The 22861-nt window shown below is 43.2% G+C and carries 18 protein-coding genes; 10 read left to right on the top strand and 8 right to left on the bottom strand.

Features of this window, described 5'->3' with window-relative positions; all coding sequences use genetic code 11:
• Both G9X63_RS08970 and G9X63_RS08965 read left to right on the top strand, forming a co-directional pair.
• Complete coding sequence (locus G9X63_RS08970) at positions 1-357, top strand: transmembrane 220 family protein (protein WP_252622613.1); 357 nt, start codon at positions 1-3, stop codon at positions 355-357.
• A 1-nt stretch (position 358) separates the two neighbouring features.
• On the top strand, positions 359-1279 hold the full coding sequence (locus G9X63_RS08965) for a sugar phosphate isomerase/epimerase family protein (protein WP_252622611.1): 921 nt from the start codon (positions 359-361) through the stop codon (positions 1277-1279).
• A 52-nt stretch (positions 1280-1331) separates the two neighbouring features.
• Here the strand turns inward: G9X63_RS08965 and G9X63_RS08960 are convergent, their stop codons facing one another.
• From G9X63_RS08960 to G9X63_RS08940, 5 genes are read right to left on the bottom strand one after another with little or no spacing between them, the layout of a single operon-like run.
• Complete coding sequence (locus G9X63_RS08960) at positions 1332-2063, bottom strand: LolA-like protein (RefSeq protein WP_252622609.1); 732 nt, start codon at positions 2061-2063, stop codon at positions 1332-1334.
• A 34-nt stretch (positions 2064-2097) separates the two neighbouring features.
• Positions 2098-3312, bottom strand: coding sequence for a TCR/Tet family MFS transporter (locus tag G9X63_RS08955; protein ID WP_130896281.1), 1215 nt, complete (start codon positions 3310-3312; stop codon positions 2098-2100).
• 23 nt (positions 3313-3335) lie between these two features.
• A complete protein-coding gene (locus G9X63_RS08950; protein ID WP_130923882.1) occupies positions 3336-4214 on the bottom strand; it encodes a sugar phosphate isomerase/epimerase family protein in 879 nt (292 codons plus the stop codon).
• Positions 4215-4250: 36 nt separating this feature from the next.
• A complete protein-coding gene (locus G9X63_RS08945; protein ID WP_252622607.1) occupies positions 4251-4985 on the bottom strand; it encodes a PI-PLC domain-containing protein in 735 nt (244 codons plus the stop codon).
• A complete protein-coding gene (locus G9X63_RS08940) occupies positions 4985-8845 on the bottom strand; it encodes a pyruvate carboxylase (protein WP_252622605.1) in 3861 nt (1286 codons plus the stop codon). Before G9X63_RS08940 ends, G9X63_RS08945 begins: the two co-directional genes overlap by 1 nt.
• Before the next feature lie 186 nt (positions 8846-9031).
• On the opposite strand from G9X63_RS08940, the gene pdxA reads away from it, so the two are divergent.
• The 8 genes from pdxA (at position 9032) to G9X63_RS08900 (ending at position 19581) form a co-directional block, all read left to right on the top strand.
• Entirely contained in the window at positions 9032-10030 is a 999-nt protein-coding gene (gene pdxA / locus G9X63_RS08935) for a 4-hydroxythreonine-4-phosphate dehydrogenase PdxA (protein ID WP_130923885.1), read from the top strand.
• Complete coding sequence (locus tag G9X63_RS08930) at positions 10023-10943, top strand: NAD(P)-dependent oxidoreductase (protein WP_252622603.1); 921 nt, start codon at positions 10023-10025, stop codon at positions 10941-10943. The genes pdxA and G9X63_RS08930 overlap by 8 nt, the downstream gene beginning before the upstream one ends.
• Positions 10940-13381 (top strand): endonuclease MutS2, encoded by a 2442-nt coding sequence (locus tag G9X63_RS08925; protein WP_252622601.1) that lies wholly within the window; start codon positions 10940-10942, stop codon positions 13379-13381. The genes G9X63_RS08930 and G9X63_RS08925 overlap by 4 nt, the downstream gene beginning before the upstream one ends.
• A 47-nt stretch (positions 13382-13428) precedes the next feature.
• The gene (locus G9X63_RS08920; protein WP_252622598.1) at positions 13429-13869 is read left to right on the top strand and encodes a tetratricopeptide repeat protein; all 441 of its coding nucleotides are present in this window, start codon (positions 13429-13431) and stop codon (positions 13867-13869) included.
• A 143-nt stretch (positions 13870-14012) separates the two neighbouring features.
• On the top strand, positions 14013-15752 hold the full coding sequence (locus tag G9X63_RS08915) for a hypothetical protein (RefSeq protein WP_252622596.1): 1740 nt from the start codon (positions 14013-14015) through the stop codon (positions 15750-15752).
• A 71-nt stretch (positions 15753-15823) separates the two neighbouring features.
• A complete protein-coding gene (locus tag G9X63_RS08910) occupies positions 15824-16252 on the top strand; it encodes an FKBP-type peptidyl-prolyl cis-trans isomerase (protein WP_130896273.1) in 429 nt (142 codons plus the stop codon).
• Between the two features lie 3 nt (positions 16253-16255).
• The gene (locus tag G9X63_RS08905) at positions 16256-18694 is read left to right on the top strand and encodes a YfhO family protein (protein WP_252622594.1); all 2439 of its coding nucleotides are present in this window, start codon (positions 16256-16258) and stop codon (positions 18692-18694) included.
• Positions 18691-19581: a YicC/YloC family endoribonuclease gene (locus G9X63_RS08900; RefSeq protein WP_252622592.1), complete on the top strand. Its 891-nt coding sequence runs from the start codon at positions 18691-18693 to the stop codon at positions 19579-19581. Before G9X63_RS08905 ends, G9X63_RS08900 begins: the two co-directional genes overlap by 4 nt.
• Positions 19582-19800: 219 nt before the next feature.
• Here G9X63_RS08900 and G9X63_RS08895 read toward each other — a convergent pair whose 3' ends face one another.
• The 3 genes from G9X63_RS08895 to G9X63_RS08885 are packed head-to-tail and all read right to left on the bottom strand — an operon-like array spanning position 19801 to position 22860.
• Positions 19801-20664: a DMT family transporter gene (locus G9X63_RS08895; protein ID WP_252622590.1), complete on the bottom strand. Its 864-nt coding sequence runs from the start codon at positions 20662-20664 to the stop codon at positions 19801-19803.
• Between the two features lies 1 nt (position 20665).
• Positions 20666-21676: a ferrochelatase gene (gene hemH, locus G9X63_RS08890; RefSeq protein WP_130923894.1), complete on the bottom strand. Its 1011-nt coding sequence runs from the start codon at positions 21674-21676 to the stop codon at positions 20666-20668.
• 35 nt (positions 21677-21711) lie between these two features.
• Positions 21712-22860 carry a DUF4249 domain-containing protein gene (locus G9X63_RS08885; RefSeq protein WP_130896268.1) on the bottom strand — a complete coding sequence of 383 codons (1149 nt, stop codon included), beginning with the start codon at positions 22858-22860 and terminating at the stop codon, positions 21712-21714.
• Position 22861 lies beyond the last annotated feature (1 nt).

Here is a 22861-nt window from a genome sequence, read left to right as displayed (position 1 = left end):
ATGAGAAACGTACAATTCATCTTGGGAGGTATTTTCGGCCTCGTCTTTTTAATGTTTACGTACTGGCAGTTGAATGACCCGGACCCTATTTTGTGGGTACCCGTTTATGCTACAGCAGTTTATACCGCTTTGCAGGCGATGCGTGGCAAAACGAATCCAGAGCTTTTGATCGTCTTATTTTTTCTCTCTGTATTCGCAGGATTGCAATTATGGGTTGAAATAACGGCTTGGGAAGGATTCTTAACAGATGGCTTGAGCATGAAGACACATAACCAAGAGTTAGCACGAGAAGCGGTGGGTCTTTGGATTGCATCCGGCTCGTTTGCTTTGTTTTACGTTTTAGAAAAAAGGAAATAAGATGTTAGATCTTGGTTTTGTCTCTGCGATTCTCCCTCACAAAAGTCTTTTTGAGGTTTTAGATTATGCGCAACAACAACATTTTGCCTGTGTAGAGGTCATGTGTTGGCCCTCTTCCTCTTCGGATGCGCGCAGGTATGCGGGTGTTTCGCATATTTCAGTAGACCAATTATCCACAGAGGATCTTGTAGCCTTGAAGGCGAAATTAGATCTACATCCGGTCAAAATATCCGCTTTAGGTTATTACCCGAATCCATTGGATCCTGATGAAAAGCAAGCTGCTTTTTACCGAGAGCACATCCAGAAAATCATTAAAGCAGCTGCCGTTTTAGGCATTTCGCGTGTGAATACCTTTGTAGGCCGTGATTATACGAAGAATGTGGCTTATAATATCGGTCGGTTTTCGGAGGTTTGGCCGGAAATTATTGCGTTAGCAGATACGCTACAGATTAAAATAGGCATTGAAAACTGTCCCATGTTCTTTAGCGATGATGAATGGCCTGGAGGAAAGAATTTGATGACGACGCCCAAGATTTGGGATGAATTATTTACGATCATTCCGTCGGCGAATTTTGGCCTAAATTATGATCCATCTCATATGGTCTTTCAGATGATGGATTATACCTACCCTATTTACCACTATGCGGATCGGATTCACCACGTGCACTTAAAGGATGTTAAAGTATATCCTGAAAAATTGAATCGCGTGGGGATTTTAGCGAATCCATTAGAATACCATTCCCCTAAAATTCCAGGACTTGGCGATATACAGTGGGGGAAGTTCATTTCTGCTTTAAACGACGTACGGTACCGAGGTCCAATCGTGATTGAAGTAGAAGATAAGGCCTATGAAGGCTCAGAAGAGGATATCGACAAAGCGATTCGAAGTGCGAGGAATCACATCCAACAATTTTTACCCTAAAAAAAGGGCTTCAGATATGAAGCCCTTTTTTAATGCAGCGAAAATCGCTCAATTATTTACTAGGTTTTGCAAAGATCACCGGGTCGATCGTAGGATTAATTTCCACTGACACGGTTTCTACTGTCATCGTTCCACCCATCGGACTTGGCGTCTCAACGGTATGAGGGAAAGCTAAGCCATTGACCATTTTATAGTTAGAGAAGCTCACTTCAGAATCAACCTCTTGACCATTTACTTGAACTTTAGCTTGCGTCTTCACCACAAAATTAGTTGCAGTAGAAACATATACCTTACTATCTTCTCCAGATGGTTTGGTGACGGTCAACAGATATACATCAGCTCCATCCAATTTCTCTTTAGAGACTAAATCAATCTTATATCCGTCCTTCTTTGCGTTCGTCAAAATAGAACCCAACATCAATTGAGAACCTGCCATTTTAACTTGATCAGCCGGCATATCTTCTGGCTCACCCGTTCCGCCCATCATGGCAGGACGATTCATCCAACCTTTATTTCCATCAATGACCGTAATGATTTTATTTCCCATGACAGCTACTTCTGTCCGAAAAGATTTTCCGATCACTAAAGACGTATTACTTTCAATATCCATTCCCTGAACAGAGAATTTATTTTTTACAACGGCTGTTTTCACGGCAGCCCATTTATCAGCGCCACCCATGGCAGCTTCGTGCTTAGCTAAAATTTCCTCAGTCGATTGAGCAGACGCCACTGAAGCGACTAACATTCCTGCTACGAGGCAGATTGATTTGATCATTGTTTTCATGATATAGGGGTTTATTTTTCGAAAGATAGTAAAATTATTGAGCTTTTTTCGGAATGGAACGCATCACGATAAACCAGCCAATCAATACTAAAATGGCAGCCATAAAGAAGGCTGCGCCTGGGAATAAAATGGGCGCTTGTTCAGAGGCGAAATAGGCGAATAAATTGGAGGCCAAAAGAGGGCCAAAAATAGTCGTAATAGATTGTAAACTAGTCAATCCACCCTGTAATTCACCTTGTTCATTCGGACCTACTTGTTGAGTGATCAGGCTTTGGAGAGCTGGTCCTGCAATTCCCCCCAACCCAAAAGGAATCATAAAGGCATACATCATCCAAGATTTAGTCGCATAGGCGAACATAAAAAATCCGATGCCATACAGGAGTAAACCGTAAGAGATCGCACGTATTTCACCTAGTTTGGGCATAATAATACGGGCCAAACCTCCTTGCACAATGGCTACAATTAAACCGACAAAGGCTAAAGAATAGCCTACTTGATCCGGTGTCCAGCCAAAAACCTTCATCGTAAAATAGGACCACGTACTAGGGTGCACCTGACCGGCTAATTGCAGGCAGAAGAAACCTCCTACCAAACCCGCGATCACTGGATATTTTGTCAAATTCTTTAAAGATCCTAAGGGATTCGCACGCGTGATGTCAAAGGGACGGCGGTTCGATTTTGCTAGGGATTCTGGTAAGACAAAATAGCCGTAAATCCCATTAATTAAAGTTAAACCCGCCGCGGCAAAGAAGGGAATTCGATCACCATAAGACGCTAGCATCCCACCTATCGCAGGTCCAATAATAAATCCTACACCGAAAGCGGCTCCTACGACACCAAAATTCTTTGCCCGATCTTCCGGCTTTGACACATCCGCAATGTAGGCTTGAGCCGTCGTAAAACTGGCACCAGTGATTCCTGACATGATGCGACCGATGAATAACCAAAGAATATTGGGCGCGAAGGCTAAAACAAGGTAATCAATCGTGAAGCCGAATAAAGAGGCCAAAATCACCGGACGGCGACCCACCTGATCCGATAATCCACCTAAAACAGGAGAAAACAAGAACTGCATAATGGCATAGGACGCCATTAACCAGCCTGCATATTGAGAGGCAACGGAAATATCTCCACCCACAAAACCTTTGATAAGGTTAGGTAAAACGGGGATAATTAGGCCGATTCCGAGAACGTCAATTAATAAAGTGATAAAGATAAATCCAATTGCAGGATCCTTTTTGCTCGCCATTTGATTCTAGATTAGGCTGCAATTTAAGAAAAAGGATACTGAATATTCGTTTTTAAAAATTCCTTACTCGTTTCTGCACAAGATAAGGGTGTTTTACCCGCGTCTGGAACGGCATCTAATTCAACAATGGCGAAGCCTTTGAACTTGATTTTGTCCAAGTTAGCGAATACCTCCTCTAGGTTCACTTTACCTTGCCCTAATTCGACGAAACGGTAGCGAGGCTCGGTTTGACGCACATCTTTTACGTGTAATGCCTGTAAAACTTTACGGTATTTCAACACCGCATCTGCCGGATTACCGCCGCCTTGGAAATAATGAGCTACGTCTAATAGCAATTTGATTTTAGCCGGATCCATGTGGTTTACGAGCAAATCAACCTCCTCAGGTGTTTCCCCAAACTGGTCCATGTGGTTGTGGTAGGTAGCTTGAATGCCTAATTCTTTCGTTTTGGCACCAATCTCGTTCATGACCTCTGCTAAACGAATAAGGTCTTTCTCCTCTGGCTTCACCCCTTTCTTGCGTAAGGAATTCGTTAATTGAATCGACGTACCACCTAGGGCTTTTACGAAAGCAGCGTGCCTAACGTGCTGGGCGATGGATGCCTCTACTTTGGCTGCATCAATCTCAACATTGCCGCTCGAAAACATACATAATTGCAAGCCTGATGAATCTAATAAGGCTTTTAAAGCGGCAGGATTATCCTTGTATTTTGCAAATGAATTCGCGCGTAACTGTATTCCCTTGAAACCTAGGGCTGAAATTTCTTGAATCGCCTGCTCATCTTGCCCATTCCAAGTGATGGCAGAATAACCCAAAGAATAGGATTTTTTCGCAGCAAAAAGAGAAGAAACTGGAAGTGTTGTAGCCAAGGTAATGGCCAAAAATTCGCGTCTAGTTGTCATAGGAGGAGGTTTTATTATAAAAGCCTCTCCCACAGCTTATTTACTCTCGCTGAATTTCAAATAATCTGCTAATAGACTCAGCTTATCCGTACCGATGTAATCCACACCGATATCTAACAGTGCTTGATACCCTAAAAGGGAATCTGGGGTAGCCCAAAGACGTACTTTTCGGCCGTTTGCATGGACTTGATCCACGTAGTTTTTGAGTTTTTCTTTCAAGGCTGCTGGTATAGGTCCTTGTCCAGCCCAAAAGCCAAACTTCAACATCGATTCACTCTCTAACAACACTTTAGAAGTGGGAAAACGCTCATTCGAACGACCATCAAAGGTGATCCAAGCTGGGGATTCAATGTATTGGGAGGGTTTTGGGCGGTTACCGGAAATCACTATTCGGAATCCTTTTTGTTGAATAAGTTCTGCATGAGGCTTCAAAGCAGCAATAATCAGCGGCAAGGTGGAATCCGATGAGGTCTTCGAATCAATCAATAATTGATGAAAATCCCCCTCTTTATTGGCTTTTAGGACGCGGATAATGGGGTCAATATACAGATCCTTCAAATTGCGATTCAGACTCAGTTGATTCCGTTCGTGACCCACCAATAATTGTCCATTCACGGCATATACATCCGCCTCAATGGAACCAAAACCTGATTGAAATGCCTCAAAAAATGGTCTTTCGTGTTCGTAATCATTGTGTGCGTGCGCTTTTAACAACGGACTCTGCGCCTGTAAAGCGAATGATAACAAACAGAAAAGGGCGATTTTTTTCATTAGCCTTTCACATAATCCCCAGACGCGATGCGCGTTTTCGGATCGATTTTCTTGTTGTATAAATACGCGTAGGTTTCGATTTCCTTGCCTTTCAAATTTACTTTAACTTGCTCGCGCACGAAAAGACTTTCGGCTGGTTTGTCTGTATTGAATTCTTCGTATTCATCTAATACGTTCAATAATTTGATCGTATTGGACAATAAATACAATTCGCCCACTACCTGGTCTTTCGCGTCATCCGATGGGATAATACCCGGATAATCAGCCACTTGGTACATCTGACCTTGGTAGGTCGCCATGCCGATGTAATCCGAATTTCGTGCGATCAAGCGGTGTAAATCGTTTCCACAGTCGCGGCGCAAGGTTCCGTATACGAATAAATATTCCTCTACGTCTGGTTCTGGTAGTTTCGCTTCTTCCAAAGTCAATACTAAGTCCTCTTGCTCTACCACCGTTCCTTCAGTCAATAACACATTACCGATAATTCCTTCAAATGGAGCCGAAACAATCGATTCCATCTTCATCGCCTCAATGACGTACAATGGAGCATTTAATTTCACCTCGTCGCCTGGTTTCACCAAAATACGAGATAAACGACCCTGCAATGGAGCACCGATATCACCTTTCACTTTCGCTTTCGCGTGTTGCGCGCGTTCGACTTTGACGTTTTTGTCCAAAATCTTAATGCGGCGTGCCTGGCCATTTAATTCAAATGTTACATTGCGCAGACCTGATTCGTCAGGCTCAGACATGTACAGGAACTTCACGATGATCGTCTTGCCTGGCTCAATCGTGATCATAATCTCCTCATCCTGCTTCAAGCCATAGAAAAAGGCTGGCGTAGGAAGGGCTGACAATTCGCCGAATAAAGCCGAATTCTTGTAATAGTCCTCGTAGACTTTCGGGTACATTTTGTAGGATAAGTAATCGAAGAATCCATCTTCTGCCTCTGGAAATTTCTTCGTAAAGGTCTTGAAATCTGCGTCGAAGTCGATGGGTGCCAAATGGTCATTTGGACGACCTTCGATTGCGTGCTCGCCTTTTAGGATGATCTCCTGTAGTTGTTTAGGGAATCCTTGGTAAGGTTGACCTAAGCCGCCTTTGAAGAAGTCTTTGACGGATTCAGGGAAGGATAAAGTAGCTCCTTTGGCATATACATCCTCCGCCGTTAACGAATTCGCGGTCATAAAAATCGCCATATCCCCCACCACTTTCGAGGATGGAGTTACTTTCACGATATCGCCAAAAAGCGTATTCGCCTCCGTATAATTACGCTTCAATTGTTCAAACTTGTCGCCCACACCTAGCGCAATCGCTTGGCCACGTAAGTTCGTATATTGACCGCCCGGAATCTCATTATTGTATACCTCAGCGGTTCCCGCTTTCAGTTCTGATTCGAACGGCGTATACATCGTACGCACCGCTTCCCAATAATTCGAATATTCGTTTAACAGGTCTAAATCCAGGTCAGATGCTTTCGCGTGACCTTGCATCATCGCCACTAACGAGTTCAAATTAGGCTGTGAAGTCAAACCAGACATCGCTCCTAAAGCCCCATCTACGATATCCACACCGGCTTCAATGGCCTTTAAATAGGTCGCTGATTGAACAGAGGCCGTGTCGTGCGTATGCAAGTGAATGGGTAAGTCGACCGCTTTCTTCAATTCGGTGACTAATTTTTCTGCTTGGAATGGACGCAAAAGACCGGCCATATCCTTAATCGCTAACATGTGAGCACCGGCATCTTCGAGCTGACGCGCCATATCTACGTAGTATTGTAGATTGTATTTCTCGTTTGTAAAGACGTCACCCGTATAGCAAATCGCTGCTTCAGCGATGCCAGGCGTGCGTTCCCGAACCGCTTTGATCGAGACTTTCATCGCATCGATCCAGTTCAAGGAATCGAAAATACGGAAGACATCGACTCCGGCTTCAGAGGATTTCTCCACGAATTTTTCAATCAAATTGTCAGGGTAAGCCGAATATCCCACGGCGTTAGAACCGCGGAAAAGCATTTGCAATAGCATATTCGGCATCGCCTCGCGGAACTCTTGCAGGCGTTTCCAAGGAGATTCTTGCAAGAAACGCATCGCCACGTCGAAGGTAGCACCACCCCAAACCTCCATCGAGAACAATTGAGGGAAGGATTTCGCAAAACCGTCAGCCACGGCTAACATATCTTGGGTGCGGACACGAGTCGCTAAAAGCGATTGGTGCCCGTCGCGGAAGGTCGTGTCCGTAAAATAGATTTGCTTCGCATCACGGATGTGTTTCGCAAATTTCTCCGGACCCATTTCCGTTAATAATTGTTTGTTTCCTTTCGGGTATTCCGACATTGGATCCACATACGGGATAATCGGGGTGCGGAAAGGAGCCGTAGGCTTCACTTTCACATCCGGATTTCCGTTAACGATTACCTCTCCCAGGTAGCGAATCGCCTTGGTGGAACGGTCGCGTGTGGGTTTGAAGTTGAATAATTCCGGGTGGTTCGCGATGAATGGCACCGTGCAGTGGCCTTCTTGGAAGACCGGATGCGTGATGACGTTGCGCAAGAATGGGATGTTCGTTTTTACCCCACGGATTCTGAATTCGGTCAGCGCGCGGTTTAAGCGTTCGGACGCACCGCGAAGCGTGCGGCCTTTGGCAGACACCTTCACTAACATCGAATCGAAATACGGGGAAATCTTTACACCGGGATACGAAGATCCTTCGTCTAAACGAATACCGAAACCAGCTGCGTTTCGATAGGCGATAATTGTTCCAAAATCCGGCTTAAATCCATTCGCTGGATCTTCCGTCGTGATACGGCATTGGATCGCGAAACCCTTTAGCGGGATGTCCGCTTGGTTTTGAATAAAAATACCGGGATCGGATAATCTGTAATTTTGGGCGATTAGAATTTGGGTACGGACGATATCGATGCCCGTCACCTCTTCTGTAATCGTGTGTTCTACTTGGATACGCGGATTTACTTCGATAAAATAGATATTTTCGTCTTTATCGACCAAAAACTCCACCGTTCCTGCGTTATAATAGTTTACGGCTTTACCTATGGAAAGCGCGTAAGCGTATAATTTTTGTTTAGTTTCTTCTTTTAGACCAAAAGAAGGGGCGATCTCTACTACTTTTTGGAAACGTCTTTGTACCGAACAATCGCGTTCATACAAATGCACTAAATTCCCATGCTGATCCCCTAATAATTGTACTTCGATGTGCTTCGGATCATCGATGAATTTCTCGATGAACAAGGTGTCATCTCCAAAGGCATTTTTCGCCTCGTTCTTTGCCTCTTGGTACGCCTTTTCTAATTCCTCTTCCGTTCTCACTACGCGCATTCCACGTCCACCACCGCCGGCAGCCGCTTTCACCATCACGGGGAATTTAATGCGTTTCGCTTCGGATAGGGCCAAAGAATAATCAGCCAAATCCCCTTTCGAATCCTCAATCATGGGTACATTGGCTTTCAATGCAGCCACTTTCGCCGCCACTTTATCTCCCAACGCGTTCATCGCTTCTGGAGATGGGCCCACAAAAACGATTCCCTCTTCTCTACAGCGAGTTGCCAACACTACGTTTTCCGATAAGAAACCATAACCCGGGTGAATAGCGTCGATTTTCTTCGATTTACACAAAGAAATCAAGCCCTCGATGTCCAAGTAAGGTTTTAAAGGCTCGTCGTCTTTCCCGATTTGGTAAGCTTCATCGGCTTTATAGCGGTGCAAGGAATAGCGATCTTCGAAGGTATAAACGGCAACGGTACGAATTCCTAATTCGGACGCGGCACGCATGATTCGGATAGCAATCTCACCGCGGTTAGCGATCAATAAACTGGAGATTTTTTTAACGTATGATTTTGGCATAATCAATAAAATAGGAGATTCTAACAAAAATGCTAAATATATTGTGAAACTCGCACCAAATACCGCATTTTATTTGGTGAAACTTAAAAAAATACCATATTTATTAGGTTCGTTACCAAGAAAAATAATTCTACCGCCTTCGAGCGATTTTTCTTAACTTGCAGGTCGAACAAAAAATTGCTTTTTATGAAACCTATCATCGGTATCACGTTAGGAGATTACAACGGAATCGGACCGGAAGTAATCTTGAAATCCTTAGCCAGTCCTCGCTTGCTAAAGTGGTGTACGCCTGTGATTTATGGTTCTGCCAACGTATTGGATTTTTACCGCCAAAAATTCGAATTAAAAGAATGGTCCATCGCCGTGATTCAAGAAGCCTCCGAAGCTATATCAGGCGAAAGCTTTGTTATTAACTGCTGGGACGATGCGTCTACCGTGGTAGAACCCGGAAAAGAGACCAAAGAAGCAGGGAAAGCCGCCTTTGATTGCCTAGAAAGAGCCGCGAACGACTTAGATCGCGGACTAATTTCCGCACTCGTAACTGCTCCAATCAATAAACACAACATCCAATCCGAAGACTTCAAATTCCCTGGACATACGGAATATTTGACCGATCGTTTCGAAGCAAAATCATCTCTTATGATGATGGTTTCAGATGGCTTTAGAATGGGCGTTGCTACGGGCCATATTCCTCTATTAGAGGTTTCTAAGGCCTTAAGCGCTGATTTATTGCGCACAAAAATCACCTTATTCTTGAAGAGTTTAAAGGAAGATTTCTCGATTGACAAACCTCGTTTAGCTGTGTTGGGTTTAAATCCACACGCAGGTGAATCAGGACTTTTAGGACAAGAAGAATTAGAGATTATTCAACCGGTAGTGGATGAATTTAGAACAAAAGGCAACTTGGTTTTTGGGCCTTATCCAGCGGATGGTTTCTTCGGAAAAGCGCAATTCAAAGAGTTTGACGGCGTTCTGGGTATGTACCACGATCAAGGTTTGATTCCGTTCAAATACATCGCTTTTGACTCAGGTGTGAATTTTACAGCTGGTTTACCTGTTATTCGAACCTCTCCAGACCATGGAACAGCTTATGATATTGCTGGCCAAAACGTAGCCGATCCAGGTTCTTTTCTTCAAGCCTTATTTTTAGCGTTAGATCTCGTAAAAAACCGAATGAATGCGTAAAGTGTTGATCGTCGACGAGGTTCATCCTTCGATGGCAGAAGGGCTAACGAATTTGGGATTCGAGGTGGAGACTCGTACTGATCTTACACTTACAGAGTTTGTGTCTATTTTGCCTAATTACGAAGGATTAGTTGTTCGAAGTAAATTCAAAATCACGGCGGACATACTGACAGATACCACATTGACTTTCATCGCTCGAGCAGGCGCAGGGCTAGACTTATTAGATGTCGATGCCTGCCTATCCAGGGGAATCGCGGTTTTCTCTGCCAATGAGGGAAATTCAGACGCGGTGGCGGAACACGTTATTGGACAGTTATTATCGCTTGCGCACAAACTACATACGTCGGATACCGAAGTACGTCACGGATTGTGGGAAAGAGAAGGTAATCGGGGATTTGAACTCAAAGGAAAGACCATCGGTATCATCGGATATGGAAACATGGGTAAAGCGGTCGCTTCGCGACTTGCTTGTTTCGGAATGACCATTTTAGCCTATGACAAATACACCCCATCAGCTGATTATCCAGCTACGATGGAGCAGCTATTTGAACAGGCTGATATAGTAAGTTTGCATATCCCCTTGACTTCTGAGACGCGCGGATTAGTTTCAATTGAGTTTTTAGCATCTTTCAAAAAGCCCATCATACTGATCAATAGTTCTCGAGGACCTATTGCTCCACTGGAACCCTTGTTACACGGATTACGTACAAGCAGAATCAAGGGATTGGCGCTGGATGTGCTTCCAAACGAAAAGTTATCCACTTGGTCGCCAGTAGAAAAAGAACTTTTCGCCGAAATCGCCGCTTATCCAGCCACCATTTTCAGTCCGCACGTGGCAGGTTGGACCACTGAAAGTTATTATAAAATCAACGAGGTATTACTCGAAAAAATAAAGTCGCATTTCCAGCTATGAATTACCCTCTAAATCTTGCCGAAAAACTGGGTTTCAACCAGGTAAAAGAGGAAATTAAGCAGCTTTGCTTAAGTCCGATGGGGCTAGAATACGCGGATAAAATGCGCTTTTCAGATCGTTTCCCTTTAGTCAAGCAATGGGTAGAACAGGTCGATGAGATGGGCCGCATTTTGGGCGAGCACGGTGGCGAATTTCCGCAGACAGATTACTACGATTTACGTTCTTATCTAAGTCCATTGCAGCTGGAAGGCCATTATTTATCGGCGGATGAATGGAGGGATTGGCAACGGGCCTTAACGGTTTTGTATGAAACCATCCGGTTCTTTGCGGCAATTGATTCAAGCGAATACCCAGAAATACATAAAATCACCCAGCATTTTCTCGCCAAAGGCGCGGAGAGCGAGGGAGATTTCAGACAAATACTACCCATCATTCAAGATTTAGACCGCGTATTTGATGTAAACGGTCAAATCAAGGAAACGGCCTCCCCTGCTTTAGGCGATTTACGTCGCCAGAGGATAAAGGAGGAACAAAGTCTACGTAAAAAACTCGATTCGTATTTAAGCCAAGCCTATAAAGAGGGCTGGGTGAGCAAGGATTTCTCGTTAACCTTACGTAATGGCCGAATGGTGATTCCATTAGCGGCGGAGCACAAGCGAAAGATCAAAGGTTTCGTTCAAGATGAATCAGATACCGGTAAAACGGTCTTTTTAGAGCCCGCAGATGCGCTGGCGATGAACAATGAAATCAAATCCTTGGAATCGGCTGAGCGTCGTGAGATTATCCAAATTTTATCGAAACTATCGGATCGAATTCGTCCTTTGACACCCTTTTTAGCCCACGCCTTTTCGTGGTTAGGTTTGATTGATTTTATTCGGGCCAAAGCCCTGTGGGGAAGTGAACACAATGCTATCAAACCCACGTTTATTCAAGATAAACCGATCGTTAATTGGACTGATGCGCGGCATCCCTTATTGGAAAAATCGCTCGAAAAAATTGGCAAAAAGATTAAACCGTTGACCATTCGATTGGAAGAAGATCGGCGCATCATGGTCGTCTCTGGACCTAATGCTGGAGGTAAATCAGTTACTTTAAGTACCGTAGGTTTATTGCAATTCTTATTTCAATCCGGCTGTTTAGTGCCTTTAGCTGAAGGTGGTACGATGGGCTTCTTCTCCCAACTCTTCCTAGATATGGGGGACGAGCAAAATTTAGAGAATGAATTAAGTACCTATTCGTCTCACTTAAGTAATATGCGGTATTTCTTGCAGCACGTGAACGAGAAAACGCTGATTTTAGTCGATGAGTTTGGTACGGGAACGGAGCCCTCTTTAGGGGGTGCGATTGCGGAATCCATCTTAGAGAAACTGGCTGATAAAGGATGTTACGGCGCAATTAACACGCACTTTGGCAACTTAAAAAGTCTGGCTGATCGCCAAAAAGGACTTTTCAACGCCGCGATGCGCTACGACACCGAGCACTTGGAACCCCAATTCATTTTGGATATGGGAAAACCGGGAAGTTCGTTTGCCTTTGAAATTGCGCAGAAAATTGGTTTACCTAAAGCCATCATCGAAAATGCGCGTAAGAAATTGGGCAAGAAGCAGGTGGATTTTGATAAGTTATTACTGGAAACGGAAACGGAGAAGCAGATTTGGGAGAGTAAAAACGCCAGTTTAGCCTTAGCTAATGAGCAAGCTCTATCTATCAAGGAAAACTACGAGCGTCTGAAAAATCACGTGCAGGAAGAGCAGAAAGCGATGTTAAATGCGGCGAAAGCAGAGGCGAAAAAAATCATCCAAGAGGCGAATCAACGCATCGAGCAGACCATCAGACAGATCCGCGAGAAAGAGGCCGATAAAGAAAAGACGAAGGAATTGCGTGCGGATTTAGAACAATTCGTACAAAAAGAATTGAAAATAGTAGCGCCATTAAAGGTCGTTTCCGAAACTCCCGGAATCGTTTATGCCAACTCCCCGATCGCTGTGGGTGATTGGGTAGTGATTAAAGGGAGTGGTGACGAACCTACTTTGGGACAAATTCTGGAACTAAAAGGAAAAGACGCAGTCATTTCTCTGGGAGCCATTCGCAGTACGATTAAACTGAATCGCCTCCAAAAAATCGTCGCGCCCAAACAGCAAAAGAAAAGTACAGCGCCACTTCGTGGCATCGACATCAACGATCGCATGGCGCAATTTCAGCTAAAATTAGATATCAGAGGGAAGCGCGGCGAAGAGGTTTATGTCATTTTAGACCAATACATCAACGATTGCCTCCTATTAGGCGTTCCAGAAGTTCAAATTTTGCACGGAAAAGGCGACGGAATTTTACGAACGTTAATTCGTGAACAATTAAAGCGATACCGAGAAATCAAAAACATCACTGACGAACACGCAGACCGTGGCGGTGCGGGAATCACCATCGTTACCTTTAAATGATCCGTTTATTTGCCTCCCTTTTTGCCCTCTTTTTCTTACCTAGCTGCATGCTACAATATGCCGCTGGCCTCACCCAAATTCAACAAGAAAAATACAAAGAGGCGACGTATAACTTTTCGGTGGCTCTGACAAAAGATCCTAAAAACCCCGAAATCTACTTCGCCAGAGCTTTTTCACGAGGTTCCATGGAAGAATACTCGGGTGCCATTTCTGACTTAACTAAAGCCATTCGCCTTGATTCCACGAATGCGGATTATTTCTTCTACAGAGGTTACTTCAAATCTAAATTAGGGAACGATAAAGGCGCCATAAAGGACTTTTCTAAATCCATCATTCGCTACCCTTATTATGCGGAGACCTATTATAATCGGGGAATTAATCTACTGCACCTTGGTCTGATTGACGATGCCTGCTTGGATTTTAAGACGGCGATTGAATTAGGGGATACGCTTTCGTTGAAGTACCAAGCTTCTTTGTGTAAAGAATAAAGCACAAAGAATAAAGGAGATTATAGATAAGAGAGTAGAGATACTTGACTTATCTCATTCTAGCGTATGATTTCCATCAGTTATCCCCCTCCATCGCTAGGGTAATTTTGCAAGGCTTTTATATAGCCTCCAAAATTTTCCAGATGAACTCAAAATCAAATCATACCTTCCATATCCCCGTTATGGGATTAGCATTTACGGTGGACTCCCCTATTAAAGTGGCCCGTTTTGGCATTTCCTCCGTCCTCTCCTTAGCAGAAGATCGCCTGATCGAAATGATGCGAAAAAAGTATAGCGAAGTAGCCGGAGATGACTACCAACCCATAGGACCTAATGTGGAGGATTACCGGGCGAAAAGGATTACGAGTTACCTAAATCTAGTCCATCGTATCGTGCAGAAGCAGTTCAAAACCTTACAGCAAGAAGCTTTTGGAGAAGGAAATGAAATCGACCAGTACTTTGAGATGTTGCCCACCGATTCAGTTCTACGGGCCTCTTACACGCAACTATTGAAAACGGATTGCCCCACTAAAAAGGGGATGTTAGCGAATGAATTAAGGTCAAAAATGCAGCCAGGAAGCATCGATGTAAATATTATGACCAAATTGGATAAAAGTAATCCAAGCCCGAATGGGGATATAAAAGAAGAAAATTCCGATGCGGTGGCGGCATTAAGAGGCTATGCACTCAGTGAGTTACGTAATTCATCTCTTGTTTTTTCAGCGGGCATGAATCCCCGTTTATTTAATTATTTAGAACAATTTGAGGATTTCCAAACCGGTAAAAAGAAGGTTATCGTCAAGGTGACCGATTTTAGATCGGCCTTGATTCAAGGGAAATATTTGGCCAAAAAAGGCATTTGGGTAAGTGAATTTCGCATCGAATCAGGATTGAATTGTGGTGGACATGCATTTGCGACAGATGGGTATTTGCTTGGCCCCATTTTAGAAGAATTCAAAACAAAAAAACAAGAATTAATCGACACGATGTTCTCCCTTTTTCAAAAAGGAGAGAAAGCTCCCGCCATTAAAATTTCTGTACAAGGGGGCATCGGAACGCACGAGGAGGACCAATTATTACACGATTATTATGCGGTAGACAGCACCGGATGGGGCTCACCATTCTTATTAGTTCCTGAAGCGACCACGGTGGATGAGGAAACGATGCAATTGCTTGCAGCATCGAAAAAAGAGGATATTGTTTTAAGCAAAAGTTCTCCTCTCGGCATTCGATTTAATTATCTAAAAGGCACTTCTGGCCACAAAGAGCGCTTAAATCGGATAAAACAAAACAAGGCAGGAAGCCCTTGTACGGAAAAACATTTAGCTTTTAATACCGAATTTACGACGGAACCCATTTGTACCGCATCGAAAAAATACATTCAACTAAAATTAGCGACACCGGAAGGACAAGCAAAAAAAGAAGAGATTTTAGCCAAAGAATGCCTCTGCGTAGGGTTAAGCAATTCTGCAGCTATCGTCAATAAAGAATCATTTGTCAAAAAACTAACCGCCGTGACCATGTGTCCAGGTCCGAACATCGCCAATTTCTCCCAAATTGTTTCCCTTAAAACCATGCTTGATCATATCTATGGTCGCATCCAAGATTTGACGAAAGAGAGTCGTCCACACCTATTTTTGGCAGAACTAGAACTCTATGTGAACTTCCTGGTAGAATCAATCGAAGAAGAAATCAATACGGAGACTTGGGCTAAACGGACGAAATATTTCCAAATTTTCACCGCAAATCTGCAATCAGGAATCGAATACTATAAAACCGTTCCAGCCTTAGCGAAAAAGTCATTCCTGAATACCTTAGAAAGCATGGAAAACGAATTGCATTTTATTCAACAAAAATACACGCTTCAGACCATTGAATCGTAGGCCAAAGGCTTGGAAAGGCTACAAATTTTCGTGTTATTTGTAGCTTATTTTCCAATTTATAACGATTCATTATGTCTATTGCAAAAACCGGCGACAAGGTTGCCGTACACTACACTGGTAAACACACCGACGGTGCTATTTTTGACTCTTCTGTAGGAAGAACACCCCTTGAATTTCAATTAGGTTCAGGCATGGTCATCAAAGGTTTTGATGATGGCGTAACTGGCATGACCATTGGCGAGAAAAAAACCGTTGTTATTCCGGCAGCTGAGGCTTATGGCGAGCATTCTCCAGAAAATACGGTAACGCTTGAGCGCGCTCAAATCCCCACACACATCGAATTAGAATTAGGTGCCTCTCTTTCCATGCACCAAGATGGTGGTCACGTGGTAGAAGTAGTGATCACTGATTTAACAGATTCTCACGTCACTTTAGATGCCAATCACCCGCTTGCTGGCCGTGATTTAACATTTGAACTAGAATTAGTATCGATTTCATAAGCTATGAAAATGAATTTGCGCTCCTTTGCCCCCCATGGGATTGTCCTTTTGGGTTTCCTATTGATCGCTTTTATCTATTGTGGACCGGTTCTGCAAGGGAAAGTTTTGATTCAACATGATATTCAGCAAGCCCAAGCGGCGGCACAGGAGAGCATTCAATACAAAGAAAAAACCGGTGAGGATGCCTGGTGGTCGAACTCGATGTTTGGCGGGATGCCCACCTACCAGATTTCAGGATCGTATCCGTATTCGATTTCTGCCAAAATAGGTTCTTTCATTACCAATCTACTTCCCAGCCCCGTGAATTTGCTTGTCCTTCAAATGTTAGGGATGTATATTTTACTTTGGGCGATGGGATCCTCCCCTATTTTAGGCTTTGCCGGGGCTGTTTTCTACGCGTTTGCGACCTATAATATGGTCATTATTCCAGCAGGTCACACCTCGAAAGTGCTTGCTTTGGCCTACGCCCCCATCGTTTTAGCGGGAGTAAAATTAGGCTGGGGGAATCGCAAATGGCTAGGTGCAGCTCTGTTTACGCTAGGAATGGCATTGGAATTATACGCTAACCACGTCCAAATCACCTATTACCTTTTCTTCATCATTGGATTTTATAAAATCTACACCTTATCTCAAGCCATTATTCACAAAACAGTGGTAGAGTGGTTGAAGCGCGGATTATTGCTGGGTTTGGGTTTAGTTTTAGCCTTAGGAACGCACTCGATGCGTCTTTGGAATAACTACGAATATGCTAAAGAAACAACGCGTGGTGCCTCCGAACTAAGTGCGAATAAATCGCGTGGAGATGGTTTAGACCAAACCTATGCCTTCGATTGGTCCTACGGTATTGCTGAAACAGGAACTTTATTAATCCCTAATTTCATGGGGGGAGCTTCTGCGGGAGATTTAGGTGGAACGGCTTCGAATACTTACCAAACGATGTCTAACGCAGGTATTCCCGACGAACAAGCTTTAGGATTCGTCGAAAAAGGACCCGCCTATTGGGGAGAACAAAGCTATACCGCAGGCCCTGCTTATGCGGGTGCTTTGGTGATCTTCCTGTTTTTGTTTGGAGCCTTCTACATCAAATCAGCCGAAAAATGGTGGATCATCGGATTCACAGCCTTATTCATCACCTTCGCTTGGGGTAAATATTTCTTCTTTAATGGAATTCTATTCCAATACTTCCCCCTATTCAACAAGTTTAGGGCCATCACGATGGTACTTTCCTTTGTGCAATTAGGCTTTGTTAGCTTAGGTATTTTAGGGTTGATTCGATTCATTCAACAAAAATCGAGCTGGTCAGAAATCAAAAAACCGCTGTTTTATGCAGCCGGATTAAGTGGTGGTCTTGCCTTGTTTTTCGGTATGGCACCGGATTTGTTCTTTGATTTTAAAGGACCCAATTTTGGAGGAGCCTTGATCCAAGACACCGCCCTGAATAACCAAATCTGGCGCTCCATCCAACTAGATCGCATTGAATTATTTCAATCCGATGCCTTCCGTAGTTTCTTTATTGTATTGATCGGGGCAGGTATTTTATGGGTGGCAAGTACAGGGAAAGTGAAAAAATCCATCTGGTTAATCGCATTAGTGCTTTTAGGTATTTTTGATTTAACGCCGGTGGCGAAACGCTATTTTGGCAAAGATTTCTTTGTTTCCAAGGCTACGCTAGACGAACAAATCCTACCTACTCCAGCTGATCAAAAGATCCTACAAGATTCCACACATTACCGTGTGGTAAATGTAGCAACAAACTTTATGAGTGATGCCACTACGTCTTATTACCACCAATCTTTAGGTGGTTACCACGCAGCTAAATTGCGTCGTTACCAAGAATTGATTGAGAAACAATTTACAGGCAACCCAGGACAAATGAACATCCTGAATATGCTGAATACGAAATACATTTTGAGCCCTGATTCTACTGGTCAATTAGCACCACAAACGAATCCAGGCACTTTAGGTAATGCTTGGTTTGTATCTAGCGTAAATGTCGTTCCTACTGCGGATGATGCCTTGAATGGAATTGGCAAAATCGATCCACGCTCTGTGGCTTTAGTAGAACAAAAAGATGCCGCTTTCGTACCTACCGCCACATTCAAGACGGATGGCAACATTCAATTGACGGAATACAAACCGAATCATTTGACTTATACCTCTGACACGAAAGCGGCTGCCTTCGCCGTGTTTTCCGAGATTTACTACCGCGGAAACAAAGACTGGAAGGCTTATATCGATGGAAAAGAAACGAATCACGTACAGGCGGATTATGTCTTACGTGGCTTAGCGATTCCTGCAGGGAAACATACCATTGAATTTAAATTTGCCCCCGTTTCCGTGATTACGGGAAATAAAATTGATTTGGCAGCTTCCATCGCGATGCTTTTATTCCTTGTATTTGCCTTTTATCAAGCGGCTAAGGCCAAAAAAGAAACCATATGATCTACTCCATGACGGGCTTTGGAAAATCCCAAAAAGAACTCCAAGACCTGCAAATCCGTGTCGAAGTCAAAAGTCTAAACTCGAAGTTTACGGATATATTTTGCCGTGTTCCTAAATCGCTTTCAGCTAAAGAAATAGATATCCGCAATTACCTCACCCAGCAATTAGAGCGAGGTAAAATGGAGCTGAATCTGCACCTCCAAAAAAACAATGAGAACGTAGAGCAAAGCATCCTTCCACAAGGTCAAATTGCTACCTATTTTACCGAATTAAAACGTGTAGCGACCGAACTAGGGATCACGAATATCGACGAAAACGCCTTGTATCTACAGGCCATGTCCATGCCTAGTTTGAACGCTTCGGATCATTCACAAGACAACGTAGAGGAAATCGAAGCACTTTGGAAAATCGTATTCGAAGCCGTACAAGAAGCCGTTAAAGAATGCAAAGAATTCCGTGCCCGAGAGGGAAAAGTCGTAGAAGATAAATTCCGCGAATACATTGCCTCCATCAAAACAGGACTGACACAAGTACTCGAGCAAGATAAAATTAGAATGCCAGGTATCCGCGAACGGATGCGTAATGCCCTACTAGAATTAGGTTTAAAAGAAGATTTTGACCAAAACCGATTCGAACAAGAGGTCGTATACTATATCGAAAAATTTGACATCTCCGAAGAGAAAGTACGCTTAGCTACACACTTGGACTATTTCATCGAAATCTTAGCTGAAGGAAACGGAAAAAAACTCAACTTTATGGCCCAAGAAATTGGCCGAGAAATCAACACAATAGGCTCTAAAGCGAATGATTCCACTATTCAGCGACTAGTCGTGAATATGAAGGATGAGTTAGAGAAGATTAAGGAGCAGACTGCAAATGTGTTGTAGTTGCTTCGCAACTACAACACATTTGCTTAGTCATTGCTTCGCAATTTAGTCAATGAGTCGCCTACGGCTTAGTCCGAAGGAAAGGCACAAAGAATAAAGGTGAATGTTGCTTCGCAACGATGTGTGAACCATTTCATAAACTAAAAGCTTCAGGAAGAAATTAGAGTTGATTATGTTGTAATACATAAGAGAATTATTGCGCAGCACAATTCTCGTGTATTACAATATAATCAACGCAATACCAGCGCACCCTAACCCAATCCCCAACCACTGCTTCTTCGTCAATTTTTCCCGGAAGAATACCAAAGCCGTAACCGCACTCAGCAGTATTACTCCTAGGTTATAGATAGTTAAAACCACCGCGCCATTTTGTTGGTAGGCATCTAAGGCTTTTAGCAAGAAGTAGAAAGAGAAGAAATTAGGAAGACCCAAAGGAATAGCTGCTAAAACAGATCTTAGAGACCAAGTAACCCCACCAGTGATCGTCCAATACACCAAAACAATCGCAGAAGTAGCCATTGAACCGAGTAAAAGCATCAAGGTAAAGGAAATACTTCCACCCACTTGCTGAACGATGGCCGCATTGAGATAATTAAAAGCTGTATTTGTGATTCCATAGGCCACAAAAACGGCGACCAAAGCCCAAATAACTGGCTTTATGATAGAACCTGCACCTGATGGACTGCAGAAATAGATGGCTGCAAATGATAAAAGAAGGCCCGCAATTACAGATAAAGTCAAATCTCCACCTGTCTTCCAAATGAAAAGATTCACCATCACCGGAATCACTAAGGAGATGTTATTCGCTAGAGACGTGGGCGCCATTCCATTTTTAACGGTCGAATAGCCTGATAATAAGAATGTAATCACAAAGCCAATTCCAATGCCCAAAATCCCCAAAGTATAACCTGCAGAAGGCCAATGAAAGGGGATCGCATCCATTTGATGAAAATAGCCGGTTAGAAAACAAACGGGATAGTTTAATAAAATGGCAATGCGTGTATCGATATTAAATTTTGCGTGGGCACGAAAATTCACTAGGAGCAAAACAGAGAAAACAACCGTTAAAACCAGTGCTAACATCTTATGAATTCTTTACAAGGTCCTCTAAAAGCGCCACGTATTCCGGAGAATTATTTAAACTTTCTACTAACTGCCAATGCTCTCCACCAGCTTCCTCAAATAGTTCCTTATACTCCTCACCCACTTCAATCGTGGTTTCTAAACAATCCGCCACGAAAGCTGGAGAGAAGGCTAAAATCTTCTTCTTACCTTCTTTAACTAACTTTTTAATCGTCTCATCCGTATAAGGTTGTAACCAAGGGTCACGACCTAAGCGGCTTTGAAAAGCTGTCCCAAAAGTTCCTGGTTTCAATCCCATTTCTGCAGCGATTAGACGAGTAGTCTCGTGGCATTGGGCCCGGTAGCAACTGTGGTTTTTTTCTGTGATCGTTTCACAACAAGTGCCAAAAACACAGGTATTCTTCGTGATATCTCCCTTGCGGATATGGCGTTCTGGAACTCCGTGATAAGAGAATAAATAATAATCGAAGTCTACGTCTTTTTGGTAGTTCGCAGCTTTATCAGCGAAGTATTTGGCAAAAATAGGATGCTGGTAAAAATAGCTCACCATCGAAAGAGATGGCATAATTTGCCAATCAGACATAATTTCCATCACGCGCTCATAAACGGAACCGGTGGTAGCTGAGGCGTATTGCGGAAAGAAAGGGATGACAATTAATTTCTTCAGATTTGCGGTTTGCATTTCTGACATAACTGACTTTAAATCCGGACTTTGGTAACGCATGGCTAAGCGAACCATGTATCCATCACCTAGTTTTTCGGTCAAAGACGCGCAAACGTCTTCCCCGTAAAACTTCAAGGGAGAACCGCGCTCTTCCCACAGCTCTTTATATATTTTCGCAGATTGGGGTGCTCTGAAAGGGGCAATTATCCCATTCACTAATAAGTATCGGAATGGATACGGAATGTCAATGACACGACCATCCATTAAAAACTCCCGTAAATACTTGCGTACACTTGGGGTACCCGGATCATCTGGAGTTCCCAGATTAACTAATAAAACACCTATCATAGTTTGAATTAAAGCACAAATTTGTGCCTAAAAAACTAGAATACCCAACCTTCTGGGGTAATTTTTGTCCGTGTATTCGATTCGATGCAAGGAACCTTATCTTGACAACCCACCGATCCTGGAGGACAAGCATAGGTTTCTCCTGGAATTATAGGAATGATAGGCAACTCCCCTATCGGAATATTCTTAGAGCGATCGACAATAAATATTTTTTTACGCACGGAGAATACATTGAATATACCAATCACTTTCTCTGCTGGATTCGTTAGGGATTTGATATTTAAACTAAAACGCGTTTCAGCAGGTACATCAAATAAAGAACCAGAAGACTGAATTTGAGAAATAAGTGATTGATAAAAATCAAAGGCACTTCGGGTAATAGAGCGTTGTTCCAAACGGAAATAATAAGGGGTCCAGTTATCGAATGGAATTCTGGCTACTTGACGACCTACGACTCTTTGGCCATTCGTTAGAACATCTGAGAAAACATTCAAATCATTGTTTGTAGAGATGTCCCAGCAATTACCATCACACATATAATTCAAAATGGCATCCGTAGGAAAACGAGGTTGCACGCAATCTAACTTCTTGAAATCATAACGGCCACCATCGGTGCAGGTAGCGCATAGTCTAATTTTTTCAAAGTGTTTCCAGTTCCAAAGGTAAAAGTCTCCCTCACTTTGGAAATCTTTAAAATCCAAGTAAACGGAGAATCCCGCACGTCTGACATCGACTTTAGGATATTGTTCTAAGGTCTCAAAACGAGTGATTAGATTTTCAATTTCTGGCACGGCCTTCATCGTTTCTACTGCACTTTCATACGTTTGACCCGTGAGTAATTTAACAGCCAATTTATAGGATGATCCTACTGCACCTTTAAAACCTGCACTAGGATAGTAAGTGCCTGTAGGAATACCCTCTGTAAAGGTCGTTTTGACTCCGTTTTGGTCTGTCACAGAAACGGTCGCCTTCGAAATAGGAAGAGAAAATTGGGAAGTAAGTCGATTAGATGAGCTCGTTAAACGCACTTTACTTAAGGCTGCGTCATCTGAAATATCTGCTTCTATTGTGGTGAAAGAGGTCGAATCTACTTGAACGAAATCCGTAATCGGATTCACACATGCCCATGCGATTAAGCCCACTAAAATGGTATAAAAAAGACTGCTTTTATATAATTGAGGCATG

This window comes from Aquirufa antheringensis, from assembly GCF_023921165.1.
GTDB lineage: Bacteria > Bacteroidota > Bacteroidia > Cytophagales > Spirosomataceae > Aquirufa > Aquirufa antheringensis.
The sequence above is the reverse complement of the archived record's forward strand: the minus strand, read 5'-3'. Positions and strand labels throughout refer to the sequence as shown.

Excerpts from the sequence above, each read along its gene's own strand:
- G9X63_RS08970 (WP_252622613.1), top strand. The coding sequence starts at position 1 with ATGAGAAACGTACAATTCATCTTGGGAGGTATTTTCGGCCTCGTCTTT.
- G9X63_RS08965 (WP_252622611.1), top strand. The coding sequence starts at position 359 with ATGTTAGATCTTGGTTTTGTCTCTGCGATTCTCCCTCACAAAAGTCTT.
- G9X63_RS08960 (WP_252622609.1), bottom strand. The coding sequence starts at position 2,063 with ATGAAAACAATGATCAAATCAATCTGCCTCGTAGCAGGAATGTTAGTC.
- G9X63_RS08955 (WP_130896281.1), bottom strand. The coding sequence starts at position 3,312 with ATGGCGAGCAAAAAGGATCCTGCAATTGGATTTATCTTTATCACTTTA.
- G9X63_RS08950 (WP_130923882.1), bottom strand. The coding sequence starts at position 4,214 with ATGACAACTAGACGCGAATTTTTGGCCATTACCTTGGCTACAACACTT.
- G9X63_RS08945 (WP_252622607.1), bottom strand. The coding sequence starts at position 4,985 with ATGAAAAAAATCGCCCTTTTCTGTTTGTTATCATTCGCTTTACAGGCG.
- G9X63_RS08940 (WP_252622605.1), bottom strand. The coding sequence starts at position 8,845 with ATGCCAAAATCATACGTTAAAAAAATCTCCAGTTTATTGATCGCTAAC.
- pdxA (WP_130923885.1), top strand. The coding sequence starts at position 9,032 with ATGAAACCTATCATCGGTATCACGTTAGGAGATTACAACGGAATCGGA.
- G9X63_RS08930 (WP_252622603.1), top strand. The coding sequence starts at position 10,023 with ATGCGTAAAGTGTTGATCGTCGACGAGGTTCATCCTTCGATGGCAGAA.
- G9X63_RS08925 (WP_252622601.1), top strand. The coding sequence starts at position 10,940 with ATGAATTACCCTCTAAATCTTGCCGAAAAACTGGGTTTCAACCAGGTA.
- G9X63_RS08920 (WP_252622598.1), top strand. The coding sequence starts at position 13,429 with ATGCTACAATATGCCGCTGGCCTCACCCAAATTCAACAAGAAAAATAC.
- G9X63_RS08915 (WP_252622596.1), top strand. The coding sequence starts at position 14,013 with ATGAACTCAAAATCAAATCATACCTTCCATATCCCCGTTATGGGATTA.
- G9X63_RS08910 (WP_130896273.1), top strand. The coding sequence starts at position 15,824 with ATGTCTATTGCAAAAACCGGCGACAAGGTTGCCGTACACTACACTGGT.
- G9X63_RS08905 (WP_252622594.1), top strand. The coding sequence starts at position 16,256 with ATGAAAATGAATTTGCGCTCCTTTGCCCCCCATGGGATTGTCCTTTTG.
- G9X63_RS08900 (WP_252622592.1), top strand. The coding sequence starts at position 18,691 with ATGATCTACTCCATGACGGGCTTTGGAAAATCCCAAAAAGAACTCCAA.
- G9X63_RS08895 (WP_252622590.1), bottom strand. The coding sequence starts at position 20,664 with ATGTTAGCACTGGTTTTAACGGTTGTTTTCTCTGTTTTGCTCCTAGTG.
- hemH (WP_130923894.1), bottom strand. The coding sequence starts at position 21,676 with ATGATAGGTGTTTTATTAGTTAATCTGGGAACTCCAGATGATCCGGGT.
- G9X63_RS08885 (WP_130896268.1), bottom strand. The coding sequence starts at position 22,860 with ATGCCTCAATTATATAAAAGCAGTCTTTTTTATACCATTTTAGTGGGC.